At 56.2% G+C, this 21643-nt stretch carries 21 protein-coding genes; 1 reads left to right on the top strand and 20 read right to left on the bottom strand.

Going from position 1 to position 21643, the window contains the following annotated elements; translation table 11 throughout:
* Positions 1-52: 52 nt before the first annotated feature.
* The 7 genes from Q4G72_RS13085 to Q4G72_RS13115 all read right to left on the bottom strand — a co-directional run bounded on the left by Q4G72_RS13085 (position 53) and on the right by Q4G72_RS13115 (position 6928).
* Positions 53-1390 (bottom strand): aspartate kinase, encoded by a 1338-nt coding sequence (locus Q4G72_RS13085; RefSeq protein WP_303311878.1) that lies wholly within the window; start codon positions 1388-1390, stop codon positions 53-55.
* A gap of 404 nt (positions 1391-1794) precedes the next feature.
* Positions 1795-2151, bottom strand: a complete 357-nt coding sequence (locus Q4G72_RS13090; RefSeq protein ID WP_303311879.1) for a hypothetical protein — start codon at positions 2149-2151, stop codon at positions 1795-1797.
* A gap of 83 nt (positions 2152-2234) precedes the next feature.
* The gene (locus tag Q4G72_RS13095; RefSeq protein WP_303311880.1) at positions 2235-2567 is read right to left on the bottom strand and encodes a GIY-YIG nuclease family protein; all 333 of its coding nucleotides are present in this window, start codon (positions 2565-2567) and stop codon (positions 2235-2237) included.
* 115 nt (positions 2568-2682) lie between these two features.
* Entirely contained in the window at positions 2683-4791 is a 2109-nt protein-coding gene (locus Q4G72_RS13100) for a glycoside hydrolase family 97 protein (RefSeq protein WP_303311881.1), read from the bottom strand.
* Positions 4792-4815: 24 nt separating this feature from the next.
* Positions 4816-5358 carry a hypothetical protein gene (locus Q4G72_RS13105; RefSeq protein WP_303311882.1) on the bottom strand — a complete coding sequence of 181 codons (543 nt, stop codon included), beginning with the start codon at positions 5356-5358 and terminating at the stop codon, positions 4816-4818.
* A 156-nt stretch (positions 5359-5514) separates the two neighbouring features.
* The gene (locus Q4G72_RS13110; RefSeq protein ID WP_303311883.1) at positions 5515-6489 is read right to left on the bottom strand and encodes an MBL fold metallo-hydrolase; all 975 of its coding nucleotides are present in this window, start codon (positions 6487-6489) and stop codon (positions 5515-5517) included.
* Between the two features lies 1 nt (position 6490).
* A complete protein-coding gene (locus Q4G72_RS13115; RefSeq protein WP_303311884.1) occupies positions 6491-6928 on the bottom strand; it encodes a GNAT family N-acetyltransferase in 438 nt (145 codons plus the stop codon).
* Positions 6929-7149: 221 nt separating this feature from the next.
* Here Q4G72_RS13115 and Q4G72_RS13120 point away from each other — a divergent pair, with 221 nt between their 5' ends.
* Positions 7150-8325: an MFS transporter gene (locus Q4G72_RS13120; protein WP_303311885.1), complete on the top strand. Its 1176-nt coding sequence runs from the start codon at positions 7150-7152 to the stop codon at positions 8323-8325.
* Positions 8326-8432: 107 nt separating this feature from the next.
* Here the strand turns inward: Q4G72_RS13120 and Q4G72_RS13125 are convergent, their stop codons facing one another.
* From Q4G72_RS13125 to Q4G72_RS13185, 13 genes are all read right to left on the bottom strand, one after another.
* The gene (locus tag Q4G72_RS13125) at positions 8433-9530 is read right to left on the bottom strand and encodes an AI-2E family transporter (protein WP_303311886.1); all 1098 of its coding nucleotides are present in this window, start codon (positions 9528-9530) and stop codon (positions 8433-8435) included.
* Between the two features lie 174 nt (positions 9531-9704).
* Complete coding sequence (locus tag Q4G72_RS13130) at positions 9705-11069, bottom strand: M20/M25/M40 family metallo-hydrolase (protein ID WP_303311887.1); 1365 nt, start codon at positions 11067-11069, stop codon at positions 9705-9707.
* 50 nt (positions 11070-11119) lie between these two features.
* Positions 11120-12292, bottom strand: coding sequence for a beta-ketoacyl synthase N-terminal-like domain-containing protein (locus tag Q4G72_RS13135; RefSeq protein WP_303311888.1), 1173 nt, complete (start codon positions 12290-12292; stop codon positions 11120-11122).
* Positions 12285-13607: an adenosylmethionine--8-amino-7-oxononanoate transaminase gene (gene bioA / locus Q4G72_RS13140; RefSeq protein WP_303311889.1), complete on the bottom strand. Its 1323-nt coding sequence runs from the start codon at positions 13605-13607 to the stop codon at positions 12285-12287. Before bioA ends, Q4G72_RS13135 begins: the two co-directional genes overlap by 8 nt.
* 60 nt (positions 13608-13667) lie before the next feature.
* Entirely contained in the window at positions 13668-14300 is a 633-nt protein-coding gene (gene bioD / locus Q4G72_RS13145; RefSeq protein ID WP_303311890.1) for a dethiobiotin synthase, read from the bottom strand.
* Between the two features lie 41 nt (positions 14301-14341).
* A complete protein-coding gene (locus tag Q4G72_RS13150) occupies positions 14342-15478 on the bottom strand; it encodes an aminotransferase class I/II-fold pyridoxal phosphate-dependent enzyme (RefSeq protein WP_303311891.1) in 1137 nt (378 codons plus the stop codon).
* A 98-nt stretch (positions 15479-15576) separates the two neighbouring features.
* Complete coding sequence (locus tag Q4G72_RS13155; protein ID WP_303311892.1) at positions 15577-16458, bottom strand: alpha/beta hydrolase; 882 nt, start codon at positions 16456-16458, stop codon at positions 15577-15579.
* 129 nt (positions 16459-16587) lie between these two features.
* Entirely contained in the window at positions 16588-17592 is a 1005-nt protein-coding gene (bioB, locus tag Q4G72_RS13160) for a biotin synthase BioB (protein WP_303311893.1), read from the bottom strand.
* Positions 17593-17765: 173 nt separating this feature from the next.
* The gene (locus Q4G72_RS13165) at positions 17766-18290 is read right to left on the bottom strand and encodes a GNAT family N-acetyltransferase (protein ID WP_303311894.1); all 525 of its coding nucleotides are present in this window, start codon (positions 18288-18290) and stop codon (positions 17766-17768) included.
* Between the two features lie 90 nt (positions 18291-18380).
* Positions 18381-19505, bottom strand: coding sequence for a 23S rRNA pseudouridine(2604) synthase RluF (rluF, locus tag Q4G72_RS13170; RefSeq protein WP_303311895.1), 1125 nt, complete (start codon positions 19503-19505; stop codon positions 18381-18383).
* 114 nt (positions 19506-19619) lie between these two features.
* Positions 19620-19802 (bottom strand): hypothetical protein, encoded by a 183-nt coding sequence (locus tag Q4G72_RS13175; protein ID WP_303311896.1) that lies wholly within the window; start codon positions 19800-19802, stop codon positions 19620-19622.
* 168 nt (positions 19803-19970) lie between these two features.
* Positions 19971-20378: a M48 family metalloprotease gene (locus tag Q4G72_RS13180; RefSeq protein WP_303311897.1), complete on the bottom strand. Its 408-nt coding sequence runs from the start codon at positions 20376-20378 to the stop codon at positions 19971-19973.
* A gap of 105 nt (positions 20379-20483) precedes the next feature.
* Positions 20484-21542, bottom strand: coding sequence for a proline iminopeptidase-family hydrolase (locus Q4G72_RS13185; protein WP_303311898.1), 1059 nt, complete (start codon positions 21540-21542; stop codon positions 20484-20486).
* Positions 21543-21643 lie beyond the last annotated feature (101 nt).

Genomic DNA, 21643 nt, shown 5'->3' on the forward strand with positions numbered 1-21643 from the left:
GGCTATTTCCTGACCCCGGCCGAAACAAGTGAAATCAGCGCGGGAAGGCGGGTTACGCTAAGGCTTCCGCTTTACGACGGAACAGACCTTCATTCAGGGCGGTTAGCGCCCTGACTTTATCCGGGGTATTAATCAGGATGCTGATGTTGTTGGGCGAGCCGCCGTAGCTGATCATACGCAGCGGAATGTTTTGCAGCGCCTCAAACACCTTAAACGCCGCGCCGTGATTTTCCTGGATCAGGTTGCCGACCAGGCAAACAATGGTCTGATTTTCATCGGTTTCCACGGTGCCAAAGCTGCGCAGCTCCTCCAGGATATCGGGCAGGTGTGTGGAGTCATCAATGGTGAGCGACACAGCCACTTCCGAGGTGGTAATCATATCGATAGGCGTGCGGTACCGCTCAAATACTTCAAACAGCCGACGCAGGAAGCCGTGAGCCAGCAGCATACGGCTGCTGCGCACCTTAATGGCTACCAGACCGTCCTTCGCGGCCACGGCTTTAATTGCTTCCGAGCCGGTTTTGGCCGAGATAAGTGTGCCAGGCGCCTCGGGTTGCAGCGTGTTCAGCAAACGCACCGGAATACCGTGCTGGCGGGCGGGCAGAATGGAGCTGGGGTGCAGAATCTTCGCTCCGAAATAAGCCAGCTCGGCCGCTTCATCAAACGACAGCTCCCGGATAGGATACGTGTCCTTCACCACGCGCGGGTCGTTGTTGTGCAGGCCATCAATATCAGTCCAGATCTGGATTTCCTCCACGCGGGCCGCCGCGCCAATCAGCGAAGCCGAGTAGTCGGAGCCGCCGCGCTTGAGGTTGTCGATGAGCCCCTGTGCGTTGCGGCAGATGTAGCCCTGGGTGATGAACAGCTTCTGACCAGAATGCTCGGCCAGCAGCTGCGTAAGGTGCTCCTGAATGTAGTCGGCGTCGGGCTCTTCGTCTTTGTCCAGGCGCATGAAGTCCAGGGCGGGCAGCAGCACGGCCTCGCGACCCAGAATATCTGTTACATAGCGGTGGAACAATTGGGTGCTCAGCAGCTCGCCCTGGGCCAGAATCAGCCGCTCGCCCACGGGCGTAAGCGGGTTTCGCATCAGGTCAAAAATAGCCCGGAAGCAGGCATCCAGCTGACTAATGGTGGCCGCGGCCACCTCAGCCTGGGGTAGCAGCTCGCGGGCTACCATCAGGTAGTGCTGCCGCAGAATCTCGGTTTGGGCCGTGGCAGCCGTTACTTCGCCGTCATACAGCAAACGGGCCACCGTAACCAAAGCGTTGGTAGTACCCGACATAGCCGACAGCACCACAATGCGCGGCTCGTTGGCGTGAATCAATTCCGCAACGGTGCGCATCCGCTCCGCCGTTCCGACGGACGTACCGCCAAACTTTAAAACTTTCATATGCTATTCTGGTGTGCTTACTCAGGTACGAAGGAAAGGCCAATGAGGGCAAAAAAAGCGCCGGTCTGGGAGGACCGGCGCGTGTAGTTCAAGGCAGAGAGTTTCGAACAGGGGCGACGGTCATGCCAGGCGGCATTTCTTGTGTTTCTTGACCATCTTCTTTGCTGCTGAGACGTCCGCACTCACACTCCCGGCAGCGGCCAGCAGCAGAGCAATGGAAATAGGACGGAACGAGGCAAAAATCATCAGCAGAAAATCAGCCTTCCCGGAGCGGGAAGTAGTGTTCGGGGCGAAAGTAACGCATTGCGAATAATTTCGGTGCCTTTCGGCTAGAAAAAATATTTAGCAGGCACTACCCGGTGAATAAGGTGGATAGGATTAAAGCTATTTATATCTGGAGAAGCCTAGACTGTTTGTGGGCTTGAAAGCAAAGCAATTACGGCTGCTGGGTTTTCTACTTCGATAATCAGCTGATCATACTCCTCGTGCTCCAGTTCAATAACCACGGCCTTTTCCTGGTGGTACACGTCCCAAAAAATACGCCGGTCATCCTTGAAGAAAGTACCAGCATTAAATAAGCCCGGAATGCTGGTACCGGGCATGCGCCAACCTTTCCACCAACCCTTCACCGCTTCCACATCCTGTCGGGCACTGCGGATATGCTCCGCCGGAATTTGCAGCTGGCTTTTGAAGGCCCAGAGCTTGTGCAGGCCTTTCACATTGAAGAGGATGTTACTTCCTTCTTTGGTTACTTCGACCATTGGGAAAGAGTTCTTATAGAAAGTGAAAGTAGAACGTCATGCTGAGCTTGTCGAAGCATCTTGCGTGGCGTCTTTGTGCCAAATCATCCATCCCAAGTAAGTGGATCAATTGCCGCCCATGTTGGGTTGAAATCCTGAATTAACGCCTCTTTCTTGGCCCGAACCCATCCCTTCAATTGCTTCTCCCGTGCTATAGCCTGTATTGGGTCAGCGCACAGTTCGAAATAGACTAAAAGATTAGTCTGATACCGCCCAGTAAATTTTCCTGCTTCACCAAGTCCTGAACTGTGCTCTTCCAATCGTCGTTGCAAGTCGTTAGTCATTCCAATATAGAGCACGGTTCGAATCGGATTTGTTAGGATATAGATATACATAGGACGCTTTGCTTTTTGGTATTGATAATATAAAAAGGTCATGCTGAGCGCAGCCGAAGCATCTCGCAAGTGTGGTAACTATTGATTAGCACCACAACATCAGCATGCGAGATGCTTCGACTGCGCTCAGCATGACGTTCTATTTTAGTGCGTTAAGCTACTTTACCGGCTTAATACTCACGGCCGTACCGCCACCGGCGGCCATTTGCAGCTTCAGCGCTGATTTGCTGTTTACCTTCATCTTCCGAATCTGGTAGGCCATTGGGTTTTTGTCCCAGGATGCGCCTTTGCCATCGGCGTAAATGGTGGCTTCGTAGCGCTGGCCGGGTTTTAGAAAATCCAGCTTCACGGTTTGGTTGCGGGCGTTTTCATCAGTGATGGCGCCCAGGTACCACTCGTCTTTGCCTTTGGCCTGGCGGGCTATGGTGAGGTAGTCGCCGGGCTCGGCGGCCAGGATACGGGTATCGTCCCAATCTACGGGCACGTCTTTAATGAACTGGAAGGCGTCCAGGTGCTTTTCGTAGGCTTCGGGCAGGTCGGCGGCCATTTGCAGGGGGCTGTACATCGTCACGTACAGGGCCAGCTGCTTGGTGAGGGTGGTGTGCACCTGCCGGCCTTTGTTCCGCTCGGGGTTCCAGCTTTCCAGCTGAATCTGAAAGATGCCGGGCGTGTAGTCCATGGGGCCGCCCATGAGGCGGGTGAAGGGCAGAATGGTTTCGTGCTCGGGCGGGTTGCCCTCGCTCCAGGCGTTGAACTCGTTGCCTCGGGCCGCCTCATTGGCCAGCCAGTTGGGGTAGGTGCGGTGCAGGCCGGTGGGCCGCACCGATTCATGCATATCCACCATAATCTTCTGGCGGGCCATGTGGTCGGCGGTGCGGTTAAAGTGGTTCACCATCCACTGGCCATCGTGATGCTCGCCGCGTGGGATAATGCGGCCCACATAGCCGGTTTTCACTGCATCGTAGCCATTCGCTTTCATGAAGCGGAATGCCTCATCCTGGCGGCGCTCATAGTTGGTCACGGAGCCGGAGGTTTCGTGGTGCATAATGAGCTTAATGCCCTTGCTGGTAGCGTATTGCTGCAGCTCTGCTACATTGAAATCGGGGTAGGGGGTCACAAAGTCGAATACCTCTTCCTTCCAGTTGCCGGCCCAGTCTTCCCAGCCCACGTTCCAGCCTTCTACCAGCACGCTTTGCAGGCCGTGTTTGGCGGCGAAATCAATGTAGCGCTTCACGTTGGCAGTATTAGCGCCGTGGTGGCCGTTGGGCTTCAGCTGGCTCCAGTCGGTGTCGGCCAGCTTGAGGTTGCCGGTATCGGAGTAGTTCCAGCTGGATTTATTAACGTGCATCTCCCACCACACGCCCACCATTTTCTGGGGCTTAATCCAGCCCGTGTCGGTGAGCTTGGTGGGCTCGTTCAGGTTTAGAATGAGTTTGCTGGCCAGCACGTCGGGGGCCTTGTCGCTCACCACAATGGTCCGCCAGGGCGTGTGCTCAGGGGTTTGCAGGTAGGCCGCGGCGCCGGTAGCGCTGGGCACCAGGGTGCTGGTGAGCCCGAAGGTCTGGCGGTTTACGGTCAGCATCATAGCCGGGTAGTTCACCAGCGCCGCCTCATGAATGTTGAGGTACAGCCCGTCGTCGGCCTTCATCATGAGCGGCGTCTGCACGCGGTCCGGGGCCGATTTTTCCTGGATGGGCGTAATGGCGGCGGCATCAATCTCGCTCAGGCGGGTGGTTTTATAGGCGTACTCATTGGAGTCGTAGTCGCCGGGAATCCAGAAGGTTTTGTGGTTGCCGTTGAGGTTGAACTCGGTCTTCTCCTGCTGCACCGTGAAGTAGGTAAGGCCGGGCTGCTCGGGAAACTCGTAGCGGAAGCCCAGACCGTCATTGTAGAGGCGGAAGCGCACCACCATGCGGTGCCCATCTTTGCCCGCCTGCGCCAGCGTAACGGCCAGCTCTTTGTAGCGGTTGCGGATTTGCTTCACCTCGCCCCACACCGGGGTCCAGGTATCGTCGTGCTGACTGGAATCCGTCTGGGCAATGGTAAAGCCCTGGTCCATGCCCGGCTGGCCCTGCAGCAACATGCCCAGCTTGCTGGGCTTCAGCACGGGCTTCGTACCGAATTGCAGCTGGTAGGTCGGCTCCCCGCTCGGGCTCAGGCGGAAATTCAGCGTGAGCTTATTAGAGGGGGAGTGGACGGTTTGGGCCTGGGCCGGAACTTCAGCCAGATATGCCCCAAGAAGAAAAAGAGGATATATAAATCTCATGGTTCGGTTGATTTTGTGCAAAGCCTAAATTCCTAAAATGGTCACTGTTAAATGGATAAAGGCTATTAGTACAGCCGTAAGCCAAGCTGAGCTTTTGTCGCCCGGGAGCCAAATTTTTTTATCTAAGTCCTCGTTGTAGGGAATTATGGCAGAGAGATTTTTCTTAATAAGGTCGAAGTTTTTTATTTGGAATTCATTAAAGCTGTATTGTGTACCGTCTGTAGTTTGTAAAAAAAATGCTCGATAACTGTTAAATCTTGTTTGATGGGTATACGATTTATAGCCTAAGCTATTTCCGGAGTTTATAATTGTTTTTATTGTAAAATACTTATTGATGACAGTAATACTTTTTTGGGTGTCAATTTGAATTGCATTAATAGAAATTAAAAAACTATATATGGCTAATGCAGCGGCTAAAAGGCAGAATAATGCGGGTGCTAAATACGATTTTTGAGTTGATGAATGTTCGTTAATTAATACAGAAAATATTATTGTGATAAAAACCCCGATGGTTAATAATATTATATGAAATATAAAGGCTATTATTCTGGTTTTTGAATATATCATGAGTAGTTAAAAAATATTTTATTTTGATTTGCTTTAAATAAATATTGCTATTGACTCAATGTGTGATACCCGAATTTCGTCGGGCCGGTTCGTTACAGCAGGTGACAGAGTGAAGGTTATTCAAAATGATTTCTAAGGTCGTATTAAACCATAGAACTAAAACTCCAACTGCTCCCCCTGCTCCGGAAACACAAACTTCACCTGTAGCTTATTAGCATCATTCAATTGCTTCTTAATAGCTGCTTCATTGCCCGCCGTAGGTTTGATATGGGTAATGACAACCGGAAAACCCCGCAACGCTTCCGCGCCGGTAAGCTGACCAAGCACCGCCAGTTCCTGCAGCAGTAAAGCAGGCGTCAGGTGGCCGAAAAGCTGATTGGCGGGCTGCTCATTCGGGTAAGAAACCTCTATGAAAATGGCTTTGAGTTGGCGGGAAACCACCAACGGCTGAATGGTCTGCCAAAGCCCCCGCAAGTTGTGGGTTTTTTCCAGCTTATCGGCGCCTGTATCACCCAGGTACAACAGGTAGCTGTCCTGACTTTTCAGCAAAATGGCCGCACTCTGGTGCGGGGCAGAATGGCTTAATGGGAATGCCCGCACACTCATACTGGTGCCAGCCACAGGAGTTTCCTGGCCGGGGACCAGCCGTTGGTAATGGTATTTGCTTAAGGCCGGTTTAGCACCCTCGTTCCCGAAATTCGGCCATGCCTGCCAGTTGAAATAGCTGGACTGCAGCGTAGCAATGCACTCCGGCAGCGCATAAATAGGCTTGGGTGCATCATCGGGCGCATGGAGAAGCATGCCGACCACATGGTCGAGGTGGGCGTGGGAAAGGAGGTAGGCGCGGATGTACTGCCGCAGTACCGTATCGGGCGAGGTAGTGAAGACCTTGTTGGCAATGGCTTTTTCAATGCCCTGCTGCAGGCTGCCCGCATCGAGGCAGGCGTAAGCGTTAGAGCCCGTCGGGGCCACCAGATAGGCGGAAAGGTTACTTTCATCAATGCCCCCTTTCACTCCCAGCGGCACTACGGTAAAAGCATATGGAATACTGCGCTGGGCCTGGGTCTGATGTGCAAGAAAAGACAGCAGAAGTAAGAGAAACCAGGCTGGGAAACGCAGGGCCAGTTTCATCTTACAAGGTATGGGTTGGCCAGTTATGCATCTCAAACCGCACTTCTCCGCTCTGGGTCCGGCCGGTTTCCTGCCAGCCTTGGCGGCGGTAAAATTCCTCGGCGCGGGTGCCGGGCCCAGTGCTGAGCCAGACGGTTTCGGTGGTATGGTGGAAATACCAGTCCAGCATCAAATCATGCAGCCGTTTACCAACGCCTCGCCCGGCAAATTCCGGCTGAATGAACAGCGCCCAGATGTTGTGGTCCTGCAAATCGGCAATGGCGAAACCTACTATCTGGTCTGCTACTATACACACCCAGCCTTTGCCGCGCCTGGTAAGATAGTCCTCATAGTCCTGCGCCGTCACCCGATCAGGGTTTGAGAGGCGGTTTTCAAGTACCGCCAGCCGCACCGTTATTAGCTGTGGAATATCAGTGACCTGTGCTTCGCGGAAAATCATGCTGGCTAAGAATAAATGAGCGGCGTAAGTTGGGACGGGGAGAGGCGGTATGCAAACGCACCGATTGAAAACCGGTTATTCCGTTACTCAGTACGGGCTTAGTTGAGGATCGGTACAGAGTCAGCACACAACCCCTGCCGCACTTCATCGTAACTTGCAGCTGATTTTTAACCCAAGAGGCGCTTCGCTAAAATTCCCACGGCCTTGCAACCTCGATTTGTATGACTTCTCCACAACGGAGCCGCGCTGCCGTTAGCGCGCTTTTTTTCCTTAGCGGCCTGTGCTTTGCCAGCTGGGCTTCCCGTATTCCGGATATTCGCTTGCACCTGGGCCTTTCAGAAGGGCAACTGGGCCAGTTGCTGCTGGCTATGCCGGTAGGATCGGTGGCCGCGCTTCCGCTGGCAGGTTGGTTGGTTGATACCTACGGTAGCCGCCGGGTGGTGCAGATAGCGGCGGCTATGTATGCCCTGGCGCTGCCGCTGCTGGGCTGGGCACCCACGGCCTGGACGCTGGCGGCTGGTCTGGTGCTCTTCGGCAGCGGCGGCAACCTGCTCAATATCTCTGTGAATGCCCAGGCACTGGAGGTGCAAAAATCCTTTAAGGATAAAGTTATTATGGGCTCTTTCCACGGCCTGTGGAGCTTAGCCGGCTTTGTGGGCGGCGTAGTAGGCGCGTGGCTGGTGGGTTGGCAACAAACGCCCCTGGTGCATTTTACTACCATCAGCGCCGCGTTGCTGCTGCTGCTCCTGGTAGTGCGGGGCAGTTTGCCCCACTCCACGGAACACGCGGCCGGTTCCGGCCTGGTACTGCGTATGCCCGATGGCTACCTGCTCCGGCTCGGCCTTATTGCCCTGTTCGGTTTGTTGTGCGAAGGCTGTATGTTTGATTGGAGCGGGGTGTACTTTCAACAGGTAGTGCACGCCGATAAAGCCTGGGTTACCAGTGGCTACGTGGCGTTTATGAGCACCATGGCCCTCGGCCGCTTCGGCTCCGACTACCTGGCCAGCCACCTGGGCGTGGCGCGCGTGCTGCAGCTCAGCAGTGCGCTCATTTGCCTGGGGCTGCTCACGGCGGTCCTGTTTCCGGGTTTGCCCACGGCCATTCTGGGTTTTCTGCTGGTAGGTTTTGGTACCTCCTCGGTTATTCCGCTCACATACAGTGCGGCAGGGCGCGTGAAGGGTATGTCGCCGGGTATTGCGCTGGCCCTGGTTTCAACGGTGGGCTTCTTCGGATTTCTGGCCGGTCCGCCTATGATTGGGCTTCTGGCTCAGGCTTCCAGCCTTCGTCTGTCTTTTGCCTTTGTGGCGCTAATGGGCGCGGCTATTGGTGGTTTGGCCGTGGGCATGCCCAATACGAAAGAGGAATTAGAGCCCGTGCCGTTGCCGATGGAAGGATAGCCTTACAGAGCTGATTAGCTTTTCAGGTTGTTTTACAGGGCAAAATGAGGCAGAGACGCAAGATGTTGCGTCTCTGCCGCTTGCGGTTGCCTGGCGGCCGTCACTTCCTACATTTCCTCCATCAGCGCTTGAGGCTTTCTTCGGCGGCCGCGCGTGGCTTCTTCGTCGCCTAGCAGCAGGCCCCAGGGTTTTAGCGGCTCAATCCGGTCGAAGATGATTTTCAGGATAGCAATAACGGGCAGGGCCAGGAACATGCCCGCCACCCCGCCAATAGAGTTGCCCACCAGCACGCCCACAATGGCCACCAGCGCGTTTACCTTCACCTTGGACGCCACAATACGCGGAATCAGGTAGTGGTTGTCGATGAACTGAATCAGCAGGTAAGCACCCAGTACTGCCATTACCGGGCCGTACCCGTCAGTGCTTACAAAGGCCATAAGCATAGGCAGGGCTACCGCCACCAGTCCCCCGATGTAGGGAATAAAATTGAGCAGGGCGCCCACTACGCCCAGTAGCAGAGCATAGGGCACACCAATGATCAGCAGCGCCACCGTATTCAGCGTAGCTACAATGCTGGCTTCAATCAGCAACCCTACCATGTAGCTCTGAATAGTAGCTTTGCTTTCGTGCAGCACCTCGGCCACATTGGTGTCCTGCCGCCGCCCGGAAAACACCTGGGTCAGGAAATCAATCAGCCTACGCTTATACAGCAGCAGCAGAAAAATATAAACGGGAATCAGCGTAGCTACCACCAACAAACCCGAAATGGCTGTAACGGCGCCGCCGGCCAGGGTAGTAGTGCGGCTGCCGGCTTCCCGTAGCCAGCCCATCAGGCGCTGATTGGAAATACCGAAGCGGGAGGCAAGCCATTGCTGCAGTTCCAGGCTAGTTTGAATGAGCCGGGCTTTAAACTGCGGGAGTTGGGCGCCCAACTGGGCAGCTTGTACATAAATGAAATAGAGCAGCCCCACGAGCGTGGCCACGCCCAGAATCACCGTGAGGGTAATAGCCAGCAGCCGGGGTACGCCACAGCGCAGCAGAAACTGCTCCACAGGGTGTAGCAGAATGGCCAGAATGGCCGCGAAGAACAGCGGAAAAATAATGTTGCTGGCAATGTGCAGCGTGAAAATCACAAGAGCTACACCCAGCATCACCAGCGGCGCTTTGACGTAGAGCGGGAACTTAAGCTCGTTGTTTTCGGGCATAGGGAGAGTCTGCCAGGAAGCTAAATTTTCCTGAGGTACGGCTTGTATCGTCAGGTTCCGGCGGAAGGTTGTAATTCCTTCCACCACTCAGTACGGATAGTATTCCCCTGCCATAACAGAGCAGTAGGAGCGTAGCTGCCCTGTCACGGTATAGAGGGCCTTCGTGGCGCGGGCTTACCGAATGGGCTTTGGCAGGGCCGGCAGGCTTTCGTGGCCTTCTGCATCCACGGATACTACGCCAAAAATGAAGTTATCCTTGCTGTGGGGCAGGTCGGCTTTGGTATCCGTTACGAAGAATTTTTGCTGCCACTGCGGCGCGCTGGTTTCGCGCATCAGTACATAGTAACCCGCTGGCCGCTCACCCAGTTTAGGAGCATCCCATTTCAGCTGGGTGCGGTTGGTGAGGTCGGCGGTGAGCACGCCTACGTTTTCCGGAGAGGCAGGCGCCAGGGCCAGACTGGCCAGAGTAGAGAGGTTGACGCCGGTATTTTTACGCAGATACTCGTAGTCCACGCCTTCGGGAGTGTCGCCGTAGGCACGGCCGTTTTCGGTGCGCAGGTCCTGGTGCTGGTGCGTGAAGTCCTCATTCATTTCCGTGAAGCGCACAGCCGTGAAACCTAGCTGGTTGAACGGGGTATGGTCGCCGCCGCGCAGGAACCGGTCGGGGCGGTATTCCAGCACCACGTCGTGGTCGGGGAGGTATTGCTTGGCTACAGTTTGAGCATAGCGGGCCAGCCCGCGGGACGGAGAGTCGTTTTCATTGCTGAGCGTGCGGCGCAGTTTGGCCTGCTCGGGCGTCTCATTAGCCGGCACCCCCTCGCTGAATACGCGCAAATGGGTAGCATCCTTGATTTCCGGGTCGTGGCCGGTAGAGTTGCCCACAATGTCATTGTTGAGCATGGCAATCAGATTCCAGCCTTCTTTTTTGGCGCGCTCGGCCAGGTGCGTAGAGCCATAAAGGCCCTGCTCTTCGCCCTGCACCGCTACAAACACAATAGTACAGGGGAATTTCTGCTTTGACATCACCCGGGCCAGCTCCATCACGGCCACGGTGCCGGAACCGTCATCATTGGCGCCGGGCGCATCGGCCGTGGCATTCATTACATCTGACACCCGGGAATCAATATGCCCGCTCACTATCAGCACGCGCGAATCGGTAGGGTCGGTGCCGGGAAGAGTGGCCATAACGTTGGCCATCAATACTGGGCGGCTGATGCGGCGGCCATCAGGCTTAATGGTGAAGGTGTCCTGCGTTACCTGCAGGCGGCCCCCACTGGCTTTGCTATACTTCCGTAACTCGTCTTCCACCCACCGGCGGGAAGCCCCAATACCGCGCTTTTTGCTTTTGGTATCAGACAGCGTATGGCGCGTGCCAAAGGATACCAGCTTGCGGATGTCCGCTTCCAGATTCTGGGCTGATATCTCACTCACCATTTTCTGAATGAGCGGATCAGGAGCGGTAACGGGAGTAGCAGTTTGGGCAGAGAGGGTGAGCGGCAATACAAAAGCAGCCGGCAGCAGTACGTGGAAGAGCTTCATACAGCAAGGTAAACGCTGAAGTTCGATGTTGCCACAGAAATTTCTGCCGATTATTCTACCACTGAAACCAACGCGCAGGCAGCATTGCCGCCAAAGCCCGCCGCATTTACCAAAACCCGACGCAGGCGAGTGGGGGTGGGCGTCTCATTTAGCCAGCTTGAAAAAGGCAAGGGCTCGGGCCGGAAGCGGCCTTCCAGCATCTGCAGGGCAAAGTCAAGGCTGAGCGCGCCGGATGCGCCTAAGGTGTGGCCCAGCAGCCATTTATTGGACGTGAAGGCCGGCACATGGGCGCCAAATACTTCCTGCACCGCCCGGCGCTCCGCGGCATCACCGGCCGCCGTGCCCGGACTGTGCAGCACAAGTAAGTCAATATCGGTGTTCCCGCATTCGGCCAGCGTCAGGGCCTGCCGCATAGCGTGTTGAAAGTGCTGCCCATCGGGGGTGAGGCCGGTTTTAGTGCCGGTGGCTTCAAAGCCAAAGCCCACGCTTTCTAATAATAAGTTGCCGGACTGCAGGTCCGTAACCGGCACGGCTTCCAGGGAAAATACGGCTGCCCCTTCTCCCAGAACAAAGGTAGAAGCGCCACCTGCGCCGGGGCGACAGGGATAATTAGCGGCCGGCAAGCCGGAGTAAATGCCCAGTGCCTGCATTTGAGCCAGCGTGAAAGGCGTGAGCGGAGCCTCGGTGCCGCCCGCTACAAAGCGGGGCACCATACCGGCCCGCAGCCATGCCATTGCATTGCCCAAGGCCTGCAGCGCCGTGCTGCATGTACTGCTGTGGCTGATGGCACCGCCTGTAGCTCCCAGGCTATCAGCCACCCAACTGGCTACGTTGCCCAAGGTGGTAAGCGGGGAGGTAGGGGTTGGCGGTAGGCCCGTACGCAGAAATTCCGAGTGAAATGCTTCCAGCCGCTCCGTAGCCCCACGGGAAGAGCCCAAACTGACGGCAGTGGTTATCCCAGCCTCACCAGACCAGCCAGCTGTGGCCACGGCCTCCTGGGCCGCCAGCAAAGCCAGCAACACGCTACGGTCTAGGGTACGGTAGGCGGGGCGGCTGCGCCGGAGTTCTAGCAGAGCCGTTTCGGCTTTATCCGGCAGCAAGGCCACGGGCAGGCCAGAGGCGAAATCCTGCAGAAAAGCAGGTTGAGGGAAGGTTGCCAGCGCCTGTGTGCCCAATGCCGAAACGCGGCCCCGCCCCCGAATAACGATGCGCGTATCAGTCATGCAGATATTCGGGCAGGTTGGCGGCCGGAATATGGTTCAAGACCAGCTCGCGTATGCGGCGCAGTACAGTATAGAGCAGCCCTAACTCCTCATTCGTAGTGCAATATGGCGGCAGCAGGTACACTACATTGCCCAGGGGGCGCAGCACTACATGGCTGTCGATGGCCAGCTGATAAAATGTGTCGCGGAGGCGGCTAAAGTAGCTGGTGCCCTCGCCCGGGTCGTACTCCACAGCCAGAATGGTGCCCCGGTGACGTACCTGACGGATGCCGGGCTGGTTTTCGATTTCCTGCCGGAAGGCAGCGTGGGCAGATTCAATCCGCTGACGCTGGGAAGTACATTCCTCACTACGGGTTAGCTCCAGGCTGGCCAGGGCCGCGGCACAGGCTACGGGGTTGGCCGTGTAAGAATGCCCATGGAACAGGGCCTTCATCTTGTCGTCGCTGAGGAAAGCCGTATAAATGGGCGCGGCGCAGGTGGTCAGGCCCATAGCCAGGGTGCCGCCGGTAAGACCCTTGGAAAAACACATGATGTCGGGCTTTTCCGTGAGCAGCTCGCTGGCGAACAGCGGCCCGGTACGGCCGAAACCCGTCATCACTTCATCGGCAATACACAGCACGCCCTGCTGGTGACAGCGGCGCAGCATCTTACTCAGTACCTCCGGCGAATACATAACCATGCCCGCCGTGCCCAGTACCAGCGGCTCGAATATGAACCCGGCTACGTCCGGGCGCTTCAGTACGGCATCCAGTTGGCTGAGAACAACATCTTCCTGGCCCGGTACCGGTACATCAATAAACTCTACATCGAAGAGAAGAGGCCAGAACGGCTGCGTAAAGGCCCCGCGGCTGCTCACTGCCATAGCCCCAAACGTGTCGCCATGGTAAGAGTCGCGGAAGCAGAGGAAAGTGCGCCGCTCCGGCTGCCCGTGGTTATGGAAATATTGCAGCACCATTTTCAGGGCTACTTCCACGGCCGTGGAGCCATTATCGGAATAGAAAACCCGGGCCTGATTTTGGGGCAGAAGCTCCAGCAACTGCTCCGCCAGCTCTACGGCAGTAGGGTGCGTGAAGCCCGCAAACAGCACGTGTTCCAGGGTGCTGAGCTGCTCACTCACGCGCCGGGCAATGTGCGGGTGGGCGTGGCCGTGCAGGTTTACCCACCAGGAGGAAATGCCGTCCAGGTAGCGCGTGCCATCTTCCGCAATCAGCCAGGAAGCCTCCCCGCGTACGATGGGTACGGGCAGGGGGGCCGTCTGCATTTGGGTATAAGGGTGCCACAATACGGCGTGGTCCCGGTCGGCAAGTGTAGGCATGAGCAGTAAACAGGGAAGGTGGCAAAGGTAAGTCAGCCGAGGCTGCCCGCCCGCATTTTGCTAGGGCCTCGCCTCCTCCGCAAACCACTGGCGAAAATCTGCCGCATACCGGCTCACCATAGCTGCATCAATAACTGGTTCTGGCAGAATGCGGGGCATCACGGGCACCCCTGTATGGCACTGGATAAACTCCTCGGTAGTAGCGTTAGGCTCGCCATTAAAAATAAGGCCGCGCACCCGCACGCCCCGCAGCTGTAGCGCCTCCAGCGTGAGCAGGGTGTGGTTGATACTACCCAGGTAATTCCGCGAAACTACTACCGCTTCCAGACCAAACTGCTGCAGCAAATCCACCATCAAAAAACCTGGTGCCAGGGGCACCAGCAAACCGCCCGCGCCTTCTACCAGCAAATGGTTGGTAGTAGCGGGTAGTTGAAAATCGTCTGGCTTTAAGTTGATATTCTCCGCCGCTGCGGCCGCGTGAGGTGACGCCGGCATTTGCAACCGGAACTGCTCAGGCCAGAACGTACTCACCGGGTTTTGCACGAGGCGGCGTACGGTGCCGGTGTCCGTTGATGGCTCCAACCCGGCCTGTACTGGCTTCCAGTAATCAGCCTGCAGGGCCTCGGTTAGAATGGCGGAGGCAACCGTTTTGCCGACATCGGTACCAATGCCAGTAATGAAAAGACGTTCCAAAGTGAGGGATGAAAGCGTGAGTTATTCCAGGATGACCAGTTTTAGTTCTTACTCAGTACGCTGGCCAAGTCGTCAATTTCGGCCTCTGTGTTGTAGGAATGCACAATGATCCGCAGCCGCTCAGTGCCTGCAGGTACGGTAGGAGCCACAATCGGCCGCACATCAAAGCCAGCTTGTTGGGCTGCGGTAGCTATGGCCCGTACTTTTTGGGGGCCGGGGTTCTCCGTAAAAAAGACCGGATGAATAATGTGGCTTGCCAACGGTACCTGGAGCCCGGGCACTGTATTTAGAGTGGCCTTCAAATAATCAGAAAGCGTAAATAGCTGCTGCCGCTCAGCCACCAGCGTAGGCAGTACCGCATATGCTGCCAAAAGAGCTGTGATGGTAAGTGGTGGCAGAGCAGTAGTGTAGATAAAGGGCCGACTGAAATTCAGTAGATAGTCGCGTAGTACCGTAGAGCCGGCAATAGCGGCGCCTTGACAACCCAGGGCTTTGCCGAAAGTGAGGATGCGGGCAAAAACCGCCTCTTCCAGGCCCAACTCCACCACCAGCCCTTCACCTTTTGGCCCGTAGAGGCCGTTGGTGTGTGCTTCATCTACAATCAGATAAATTCCTCGTTCCCGGCAAAAAGCGGCCAGCTCGGGGAGTGGGGCCATATCACCATCCATGGAGTATAATGCTTCCACCGCCACAAAAACAGCTCCGGTGGCCCGGGTAAGCTTCTTTTCCAGGTCGTGGAGGTCGTTGTGGCGGAAACTCCAGGCGGTGGCGAAGGAGCCGCGGATGCCGTCTTTGACGGACGCATGTGAGGCTTCGTCGTAGAGAATGGTGTCGCCGCGCCGGGGCACGGCGGTGAAGAACCCCAAATTAGCTGCATAGCCGGAGTTGAAAAGCAGTGCGGCCTGGGCATGGTGAAATTGGGCTAACTGCGCTTCCAGCTCTTGGGCCGCTGCTGAATTGCCCGTGAGCAAACGGGAACCAGTGCTACCCGCTGCAGCCGTTGCGGCCCGCTGCATCGCCAGACGCACGGCCGCATGCCCACTCAACCCCAGATAATCATTGGAGCTGAAATCTATCAACCCGTCTGCCGCAAGGGTAAGGTGCCGGCGTGTGCCTTCGGCTTCGCGCTGGGCGAGCTGGGCTTCCAGACGCTGGTGGAGTGGAGAGGAAGTGAACATAGGTGAAGGCGCTTCAGTAGCGGAGCAACAAAAAAGGACGGGAATGCCCAGTCCTTTTTTGTGGTAGAAATCATGTTGCTAGGCGGCAGCAGAGCAGACTAATGCATCGTAACGGCATTGGCCTGGAGCACCTGATGAAGAAAGAGCACGTGGTAGGGCAGCGAGTTTTGCCAATATTCCCAGGTGTGGGCGCCCGGGCGCTCTGCATAGTCGTGTGGGGTGCCGTTGTACACCAGGCGCTGGTGCAGCTCGCGGTTGGACGTAATCAGGAAATCATCTACCCCACAGTCAATGATAAGCGGCAGGCCGTTAGCCTTCAGTTTATCCACCAGTGGCAGTACCATGTAATTGGCAAGATAGGTTTCCGGAGAAGCTCCAACGGGGCCTAATATAGGCTCAAACCGGGCCGCAGTGTTTTTAGCGTCTTCCGGGTTTAGCTTCCATTTAGCGGTATTGATGTCTACAGCCCCACTCATGCTACCGGCCGCACAAAATAAATCGGGGTGGCGCGCAGAGAGGTATAAGGCGCCATGTCCGCCCATAGACAGGCCAGTAATTACCCGGCCTTTTCGGTCCCGTATGGTGCGGTAGGTCTGGTCTATTTTCTGAATGACTTCCTGGGTGATGTAGGTCTCAAACTGACTTTCCTTGTTGACGGGACTATCAATGTACCACCCAAATGTTTCGCCCTCGGGCATTACAATGATGAGGTTGTACTGATCGGCCAGGCGGTGCACCAATTGCTTATCGGGCGTTTTGGCCAGCCAGTCGGAAAAGTGGCCGTAGGCCCCGTGCAGCAGGTACAGCACCGGGAAACTGGCTTTTTTCTGCTTGGCGTAGGTGGCCGGTAATACTACATTGGCGCGATACGTCTTGTGCATCGCCGCACTCGGAATAGCCAGCGTATCCACTTTCGCTGCGAACGAAGTACCCGCACAGCTGAGTAGGAGTGCGAAAAGAAGAAGGCGAAGTTGGGTCATACCTGATGTAGTGTTGTGTAGGCAAGCAAAGTGGCAGCAGCAGGCTCTAAGCTTTCAATTAAGCCCGTCCTGCGAGCAAAGCCGAGCCAGAACGGGCTTAAGAGTGGGAGAAAAGTCTTCCGGTAAAACCTACGCTTCTACCGAAGCCTCTTTGCCCAGCACCATAGCGCCTTCCGGCACATCCTTAAACGACTTGCGGGGCTTGAGGCCCAGCAGCGCGAACATCTGTTTGTCGGCGTCGAAATCGGGGTTGGGGGTAGTGAGGAGCTTTTCGCCGGAGAAGATGGAATTGGCACCGGCCAGGAAGCATAAAGCCTGCTCCGTAACGGGCATTTCCTGGCGGCCAGCCGAGAGGCGAACCATGGTATTCGGCATCAGAATGCGGGCCGTGGCAATCATGCGCAGCATTTCCCACACACTCACGCGGGGCTGGTCGGCCAGGGGCGTGCCTTCTACCGGCACCAGGGCATTCACCGGCACCGACTCTGGGTGAGAAGGTAGCGTGGCCAGCGTATGCAGCATGGCAATCCGGTCCTCGTCGGTTTCGCCCAAACCAATAATGCCGCCTGAGCACACCGAAATACCGGCTTTGCGCACGTGCTCCAGCGTATTCAGCCGGTCGTCGTAGGTTCGGGTAGTGATGATATCGTCGTAATGCTCGCGGCTGGTGTCCAGGTTGTGATTGTAGGCGTACAGGCCAGCCTGCTTCAGGCGCTCGGCCTGGTATTCATTCAGCATACCTAAGGTGCAGCACACTTCCAGGCCCAGGCCATTTACCTGCTCCACCATGCCCAGAACCCGGTCAAAGTCGCGGTTGTCGCGGATTTCGCGCCATGCGGCGCCCATGCAGAAACGGGTGCTGCCGCTGTCTTTGGCGCGCTGTGCCGAGGCCAGTACTTCAGCATCGGGGAGAAGCTTGTGGGCTTGCACGCCGGTGTGGTAGCGGGCGGCCTGGGGGCAGTAGGCGCAGTCCTCGGGGCAGCCGCCGGTTTTCACGCTCAGCAGAGTGCAAACCTGTACTTCGCCGGTGGCTTGCGTTTGGGCATGAATAGCGGCAGCCTGGGTTACCAGCTCCAGAACAGGCTGGTTATAAATGGCTTTTACTTCGTCGAGAGTCCAGTCGGTACGGAGCATACGGGGAAAGTAGGTTGGGTGGGTTGCGGATTGGAGGGCTGAAACGGCAGCGGCCCGCCGGAGCTAAAGCTGCGCAGCGGGCCGCAAGATACGCGAGAAGCGGATTTTACTGTTAGTATGAGGCACGCGTCGGCATTAAATACCCTGCATCGGGATATTTTCAGAATGTTGCTCTACTTAGGTCGCTCCAGCTGATACCAGTGGTGCGGTACGCCGTCCAGATCGAAGGTGTTCTGGAAACGCAGGCCAGCCTTTTGTAGCACCTGATTAGAGGCCAGGTTTTGAACGTCGGCAATGCCACATATCAGCGGCAGGCGCATGGTGTCGAAGCCGTACTGCACGGATACCCGGGCCGTTTCGGTGGCATAGCCGTGGCCCCAGTAGCGGCGCAGGAATCGGTAGCCCAGATCATAATAGTTGATGCGGCCATTGGTGGGACCTACCACTAGTTTTAGTCCCGACCAGCCCACAAAGTCACCGGTGGCTTTTTCCACCACAGCCCAGCGGCCAATTCCGTTATCGACGTACTGCTGCCGCACAAAGGCAATTTGCTCCTGGCTCTGCTCAAGAGTATGCACGGGCTTGTTGCCGAGGTAGCGGTGTACCTCAGGATCGGAGTCCATTTCGAACATGCCCGGCGCATCGGCAGGCAGCAGCTCGCGCATCATCAGGCGGTCCGTTTCGACGAAGATTTTCATGGAAATGCACTGAAGAAGACCTTTCGGCTTCGCCCAGCTCAGCCTGATATTAACCTATTCTTCTCTTCCGACTGTAGCCGGTAGCATGCGCTACCGGTTGCCGCCTCGACCAGCGCCGCGTGTGCCCCGGCTGCTGGTTTTGCCCTTAGGCGGAGCAGAGCTACGTCCAGCACCGGTGCTTCTGCTGCTACCTGGCCGGCTGGGCTTACCTGCAGCCGGGCCACCAGCCCGTGAGCCGGTTGGGCGCGGACCCACTGGCCCGGTAGGCCGGCCCGAGCCGGCTGCGCGGCCGGCCGTAGCCAAGCCCTTAGGAGCGGCCGGCTTGCGGCCCGGACCGGGCTTCTCTACCCAGGCACCCGCGTCTGGTTTGCGGCGGGCCGTCCGAGGGGCTTCATCCTCGGGGGCGTGCGTGCGGGGCTTGGCGGTTTTGCGGCTGGGGCGGTCGGCCCATTGCTCTGCAGTAGAGGTGGATTTCTTGCGGCGCGGCAGGGCACCGTCATCGGTTTTACTTGAGCCCTCCAGCATCTCAAACAGCACTTTCAGCTCTTTCTCCTTCAGCTCGCGCCACTCACCCAGGCCCAGGCCCTTAATATTGATATTCATCACCCGGATGCGCTCCAGCTGCACTACTTCGTAGCCGAAATGCTCGCACATACGCCGGATCTGGCGGTTCATGCCCTGAATAAGCGTGATGCGGAAGATGTAGTTGGTTTCTTTTTTTACCTCACATTTCTGCGTCATCACCCCCATAATGGGCACGCCATTGGCCATAGCCTCAATAAAGAGGTCGGTAATGGGCTTGTCCACCATCACAATGTATTCCTTCTCGTGCTTGTTGCCGGCCCGGAGGATTTTGTTGACGATGTCGCCGTTGCTGGTCAGCAGAATCAGGCCCTGCGACTCCTTATCCAAGCGGCCAATGGGGAAGATGCGTACCGCGTGCTTAATGGCCCTAATAATGTTGTCCTTAATGCCAGTATCCGTGGTAGTTACAATGCCGGGCGGCTTGTTATAGGCAATGTACACGGCATCTTCCTCGGCACGCGGCTCAATAACGTTGCCGTTCACCACCACCCGGTCCTTGCTGGTCACCTGGTCGCCGATGTTGGCGCGCTTGCCGTTCACGAACACGTTGCCCTGCTCGATGTGGCGGTCGGCCTCCCGCCGGGAGCAGATGCCGCTTTCGCTGATGTATTTATTGAGACGAGTGGCCATACTGCTGGGAATTCGGGGCAAGGAAAGGAAACGGAAAACGACCACAAACAAGGTGGCCCGCCGGAGCCAAAGCCACGCAGCGAGCCACAAAGATACGGCGGAAGTCAGGTAGCGCTACAACGCCTGCAAATACGCGGCTATAGCCCTAGTTAAATCCTCCGGTAATTCAGCCGGTAGGCCCACCTGAAGCTCCTGCTGCTGACTGGTTTGATTGTCGGTATAAGTGCCCTCATCAGCTGTAAACCGAAGCTGGCCCTGTTGAAAGGTGCGCTCCTGCAAAGCGGGTTTGGAGTTCATGGAAACAAATCCAAGCTTATTGATTTGCTGACTTTTTCTGTCAAAGATTAGCCAATGATACACCTTGTCCGGGTCTGCCCCATCAGGCAGATCTGTGCGCTTGATTTCAACAATGGAGGTCGAATCGTTTACTAAGTAAAAAAGTGGGCGGTAGGGCACAGGAATTATTTACGATTGAAGCGACATGAAGTAAATAATCAGCCCAATGAGGGGGATAAAAATGAGCAGGCAAATCAGCAAGGGTTTCCAGATTTTCTTCTTTGGAAATGTTTCTTTTTGTGGGATAACCTTGTCAGAATAAGCCGTCAGGGCTAAGCCCCCAATTAAACCAGTAACTACTCCTATAGTGCTGCTATTGCTGGCGCGCTCAGGCAAGTAGGAAACCGCTATGAGCACGAGCACGGTATAAATAATGCTGCCCCATAAGGCCTTGCGGGCAGCATCGAAGCGGCCAACCGCTTTGAAGTTCTGGGCCGTCAGCACGCCACCGACTATTGCACTAAATAGAATAGAAAAAATGCGAATAGCCTGCGCAGAATACAGCGGTGGATTGGGAGATGCCGTAGTGGGTTCCATAATTCAAATGATGCCGCAATTTCGGGCGTTTAGGGTAAATTATACTTTTGCCATGAGGTTGCCTAGTAGGTAAGGCAGTAACGGCGACAGAGGTAGAGGCCCCGCCTATAATACCACCTTCTTCTCACCCTTATTCACACCCAGGATAAACTTGGTTAGCCCAGCCATGTACGTCTGCTGGTCATCATAGAAGCTCATGTGGCTGCCATTGGGGCAGATGAGGGCGGTACCATTCTGTACTTTGTTGGCCACCATGCGCATGTGCTCGGGGTCCATGGTATCGTGCTTGCCGCCAATGGAGAGAACCGGCACCGTGAGCTTGGGCAGGTCGGGGGTCCGGTCCCAGTTGAGCAGCTTGCCCGATACGCCAAACTCGCTGGGGCCCTGCATAGTCACGTACAAGGACTGATTCATTTTGCTGAAGGAGCGGTTGACGGGCTCGGGCCATTGGTCCAGGGGAATGCGGCAGATGTGCTCCACGTAGAAGTTGGGCATCAGCAGCTCCATATAGCGCGGGTTCTGGAAATCATTTCGGGCTTCAATCTCCCGGATTTCCTTCAGCACCTCGGGCTTCATCTGCTTGGCCAGCACGTTGTCGGCATATTTGCCATATTCAGGAATGCTCATCATCATATTAGAAATGATGAGGCCTTTCAGGTTTTGCTGGTATTTGAAGGCATACTCAGCGGCCAGAATACCTCCCCAGGAGTGGCCCAGCAGGTAGAAGTTGTCCTTGTTCAGGTTCAGGGCTTTGCGCACCTGCTCTACTTCCTCCACGTAGCGCGGCAGGCTCCACATGGCCGTGTCCTTGGGGTTATCGGAGTTGCCGCATCCCAGCTGGTCGTAGTAAATAAACTCGATGCCTTCCTGGGGCAGGAAGTTTTCCATGCACTCAAAATACTCGTGCGTGGCACCCGGGCCGCCGTTCAGCAGCAGCACTTTCATCTGGGGGTTGTTGCCGAAGCGCTTGGTCCAGACGTTAAACTTGCCCTTGGGGGTTGTAATGGGAATTACCTGTACGCCACCATCCTGCACGCCCGTTTCCTGGGTTTGCGTATAAGAAGCCAGCGAAGATTCGGAAGTATTTTTCTGCTCCTGCTGGGTGCAGGAAATACTGCCCAGGCTCAGGCAGAGCAGAGAGGCTCCGAGTAGTTGTTTCAGCATGTTGGAGAGAGGCGTTGAGGTAGAGTGGAAAAGACTAAACCTAGCTATAATTCCTGCCCTTCCCAAAGCCGACCCCGGCAGCCTGCTTAACGCTTCGGCCC

Origin of the sequence: Hymenobacter sp. BT730, assembly GCF_030542105.1 — a bacterium.
In the GTDB taxonomy this organism is placed as follows: domain Bacteria; phylum Bacteroidota; class Bacteroidia; order Cytophagales; family Hymenobacteraceae; genus Hymenobacter.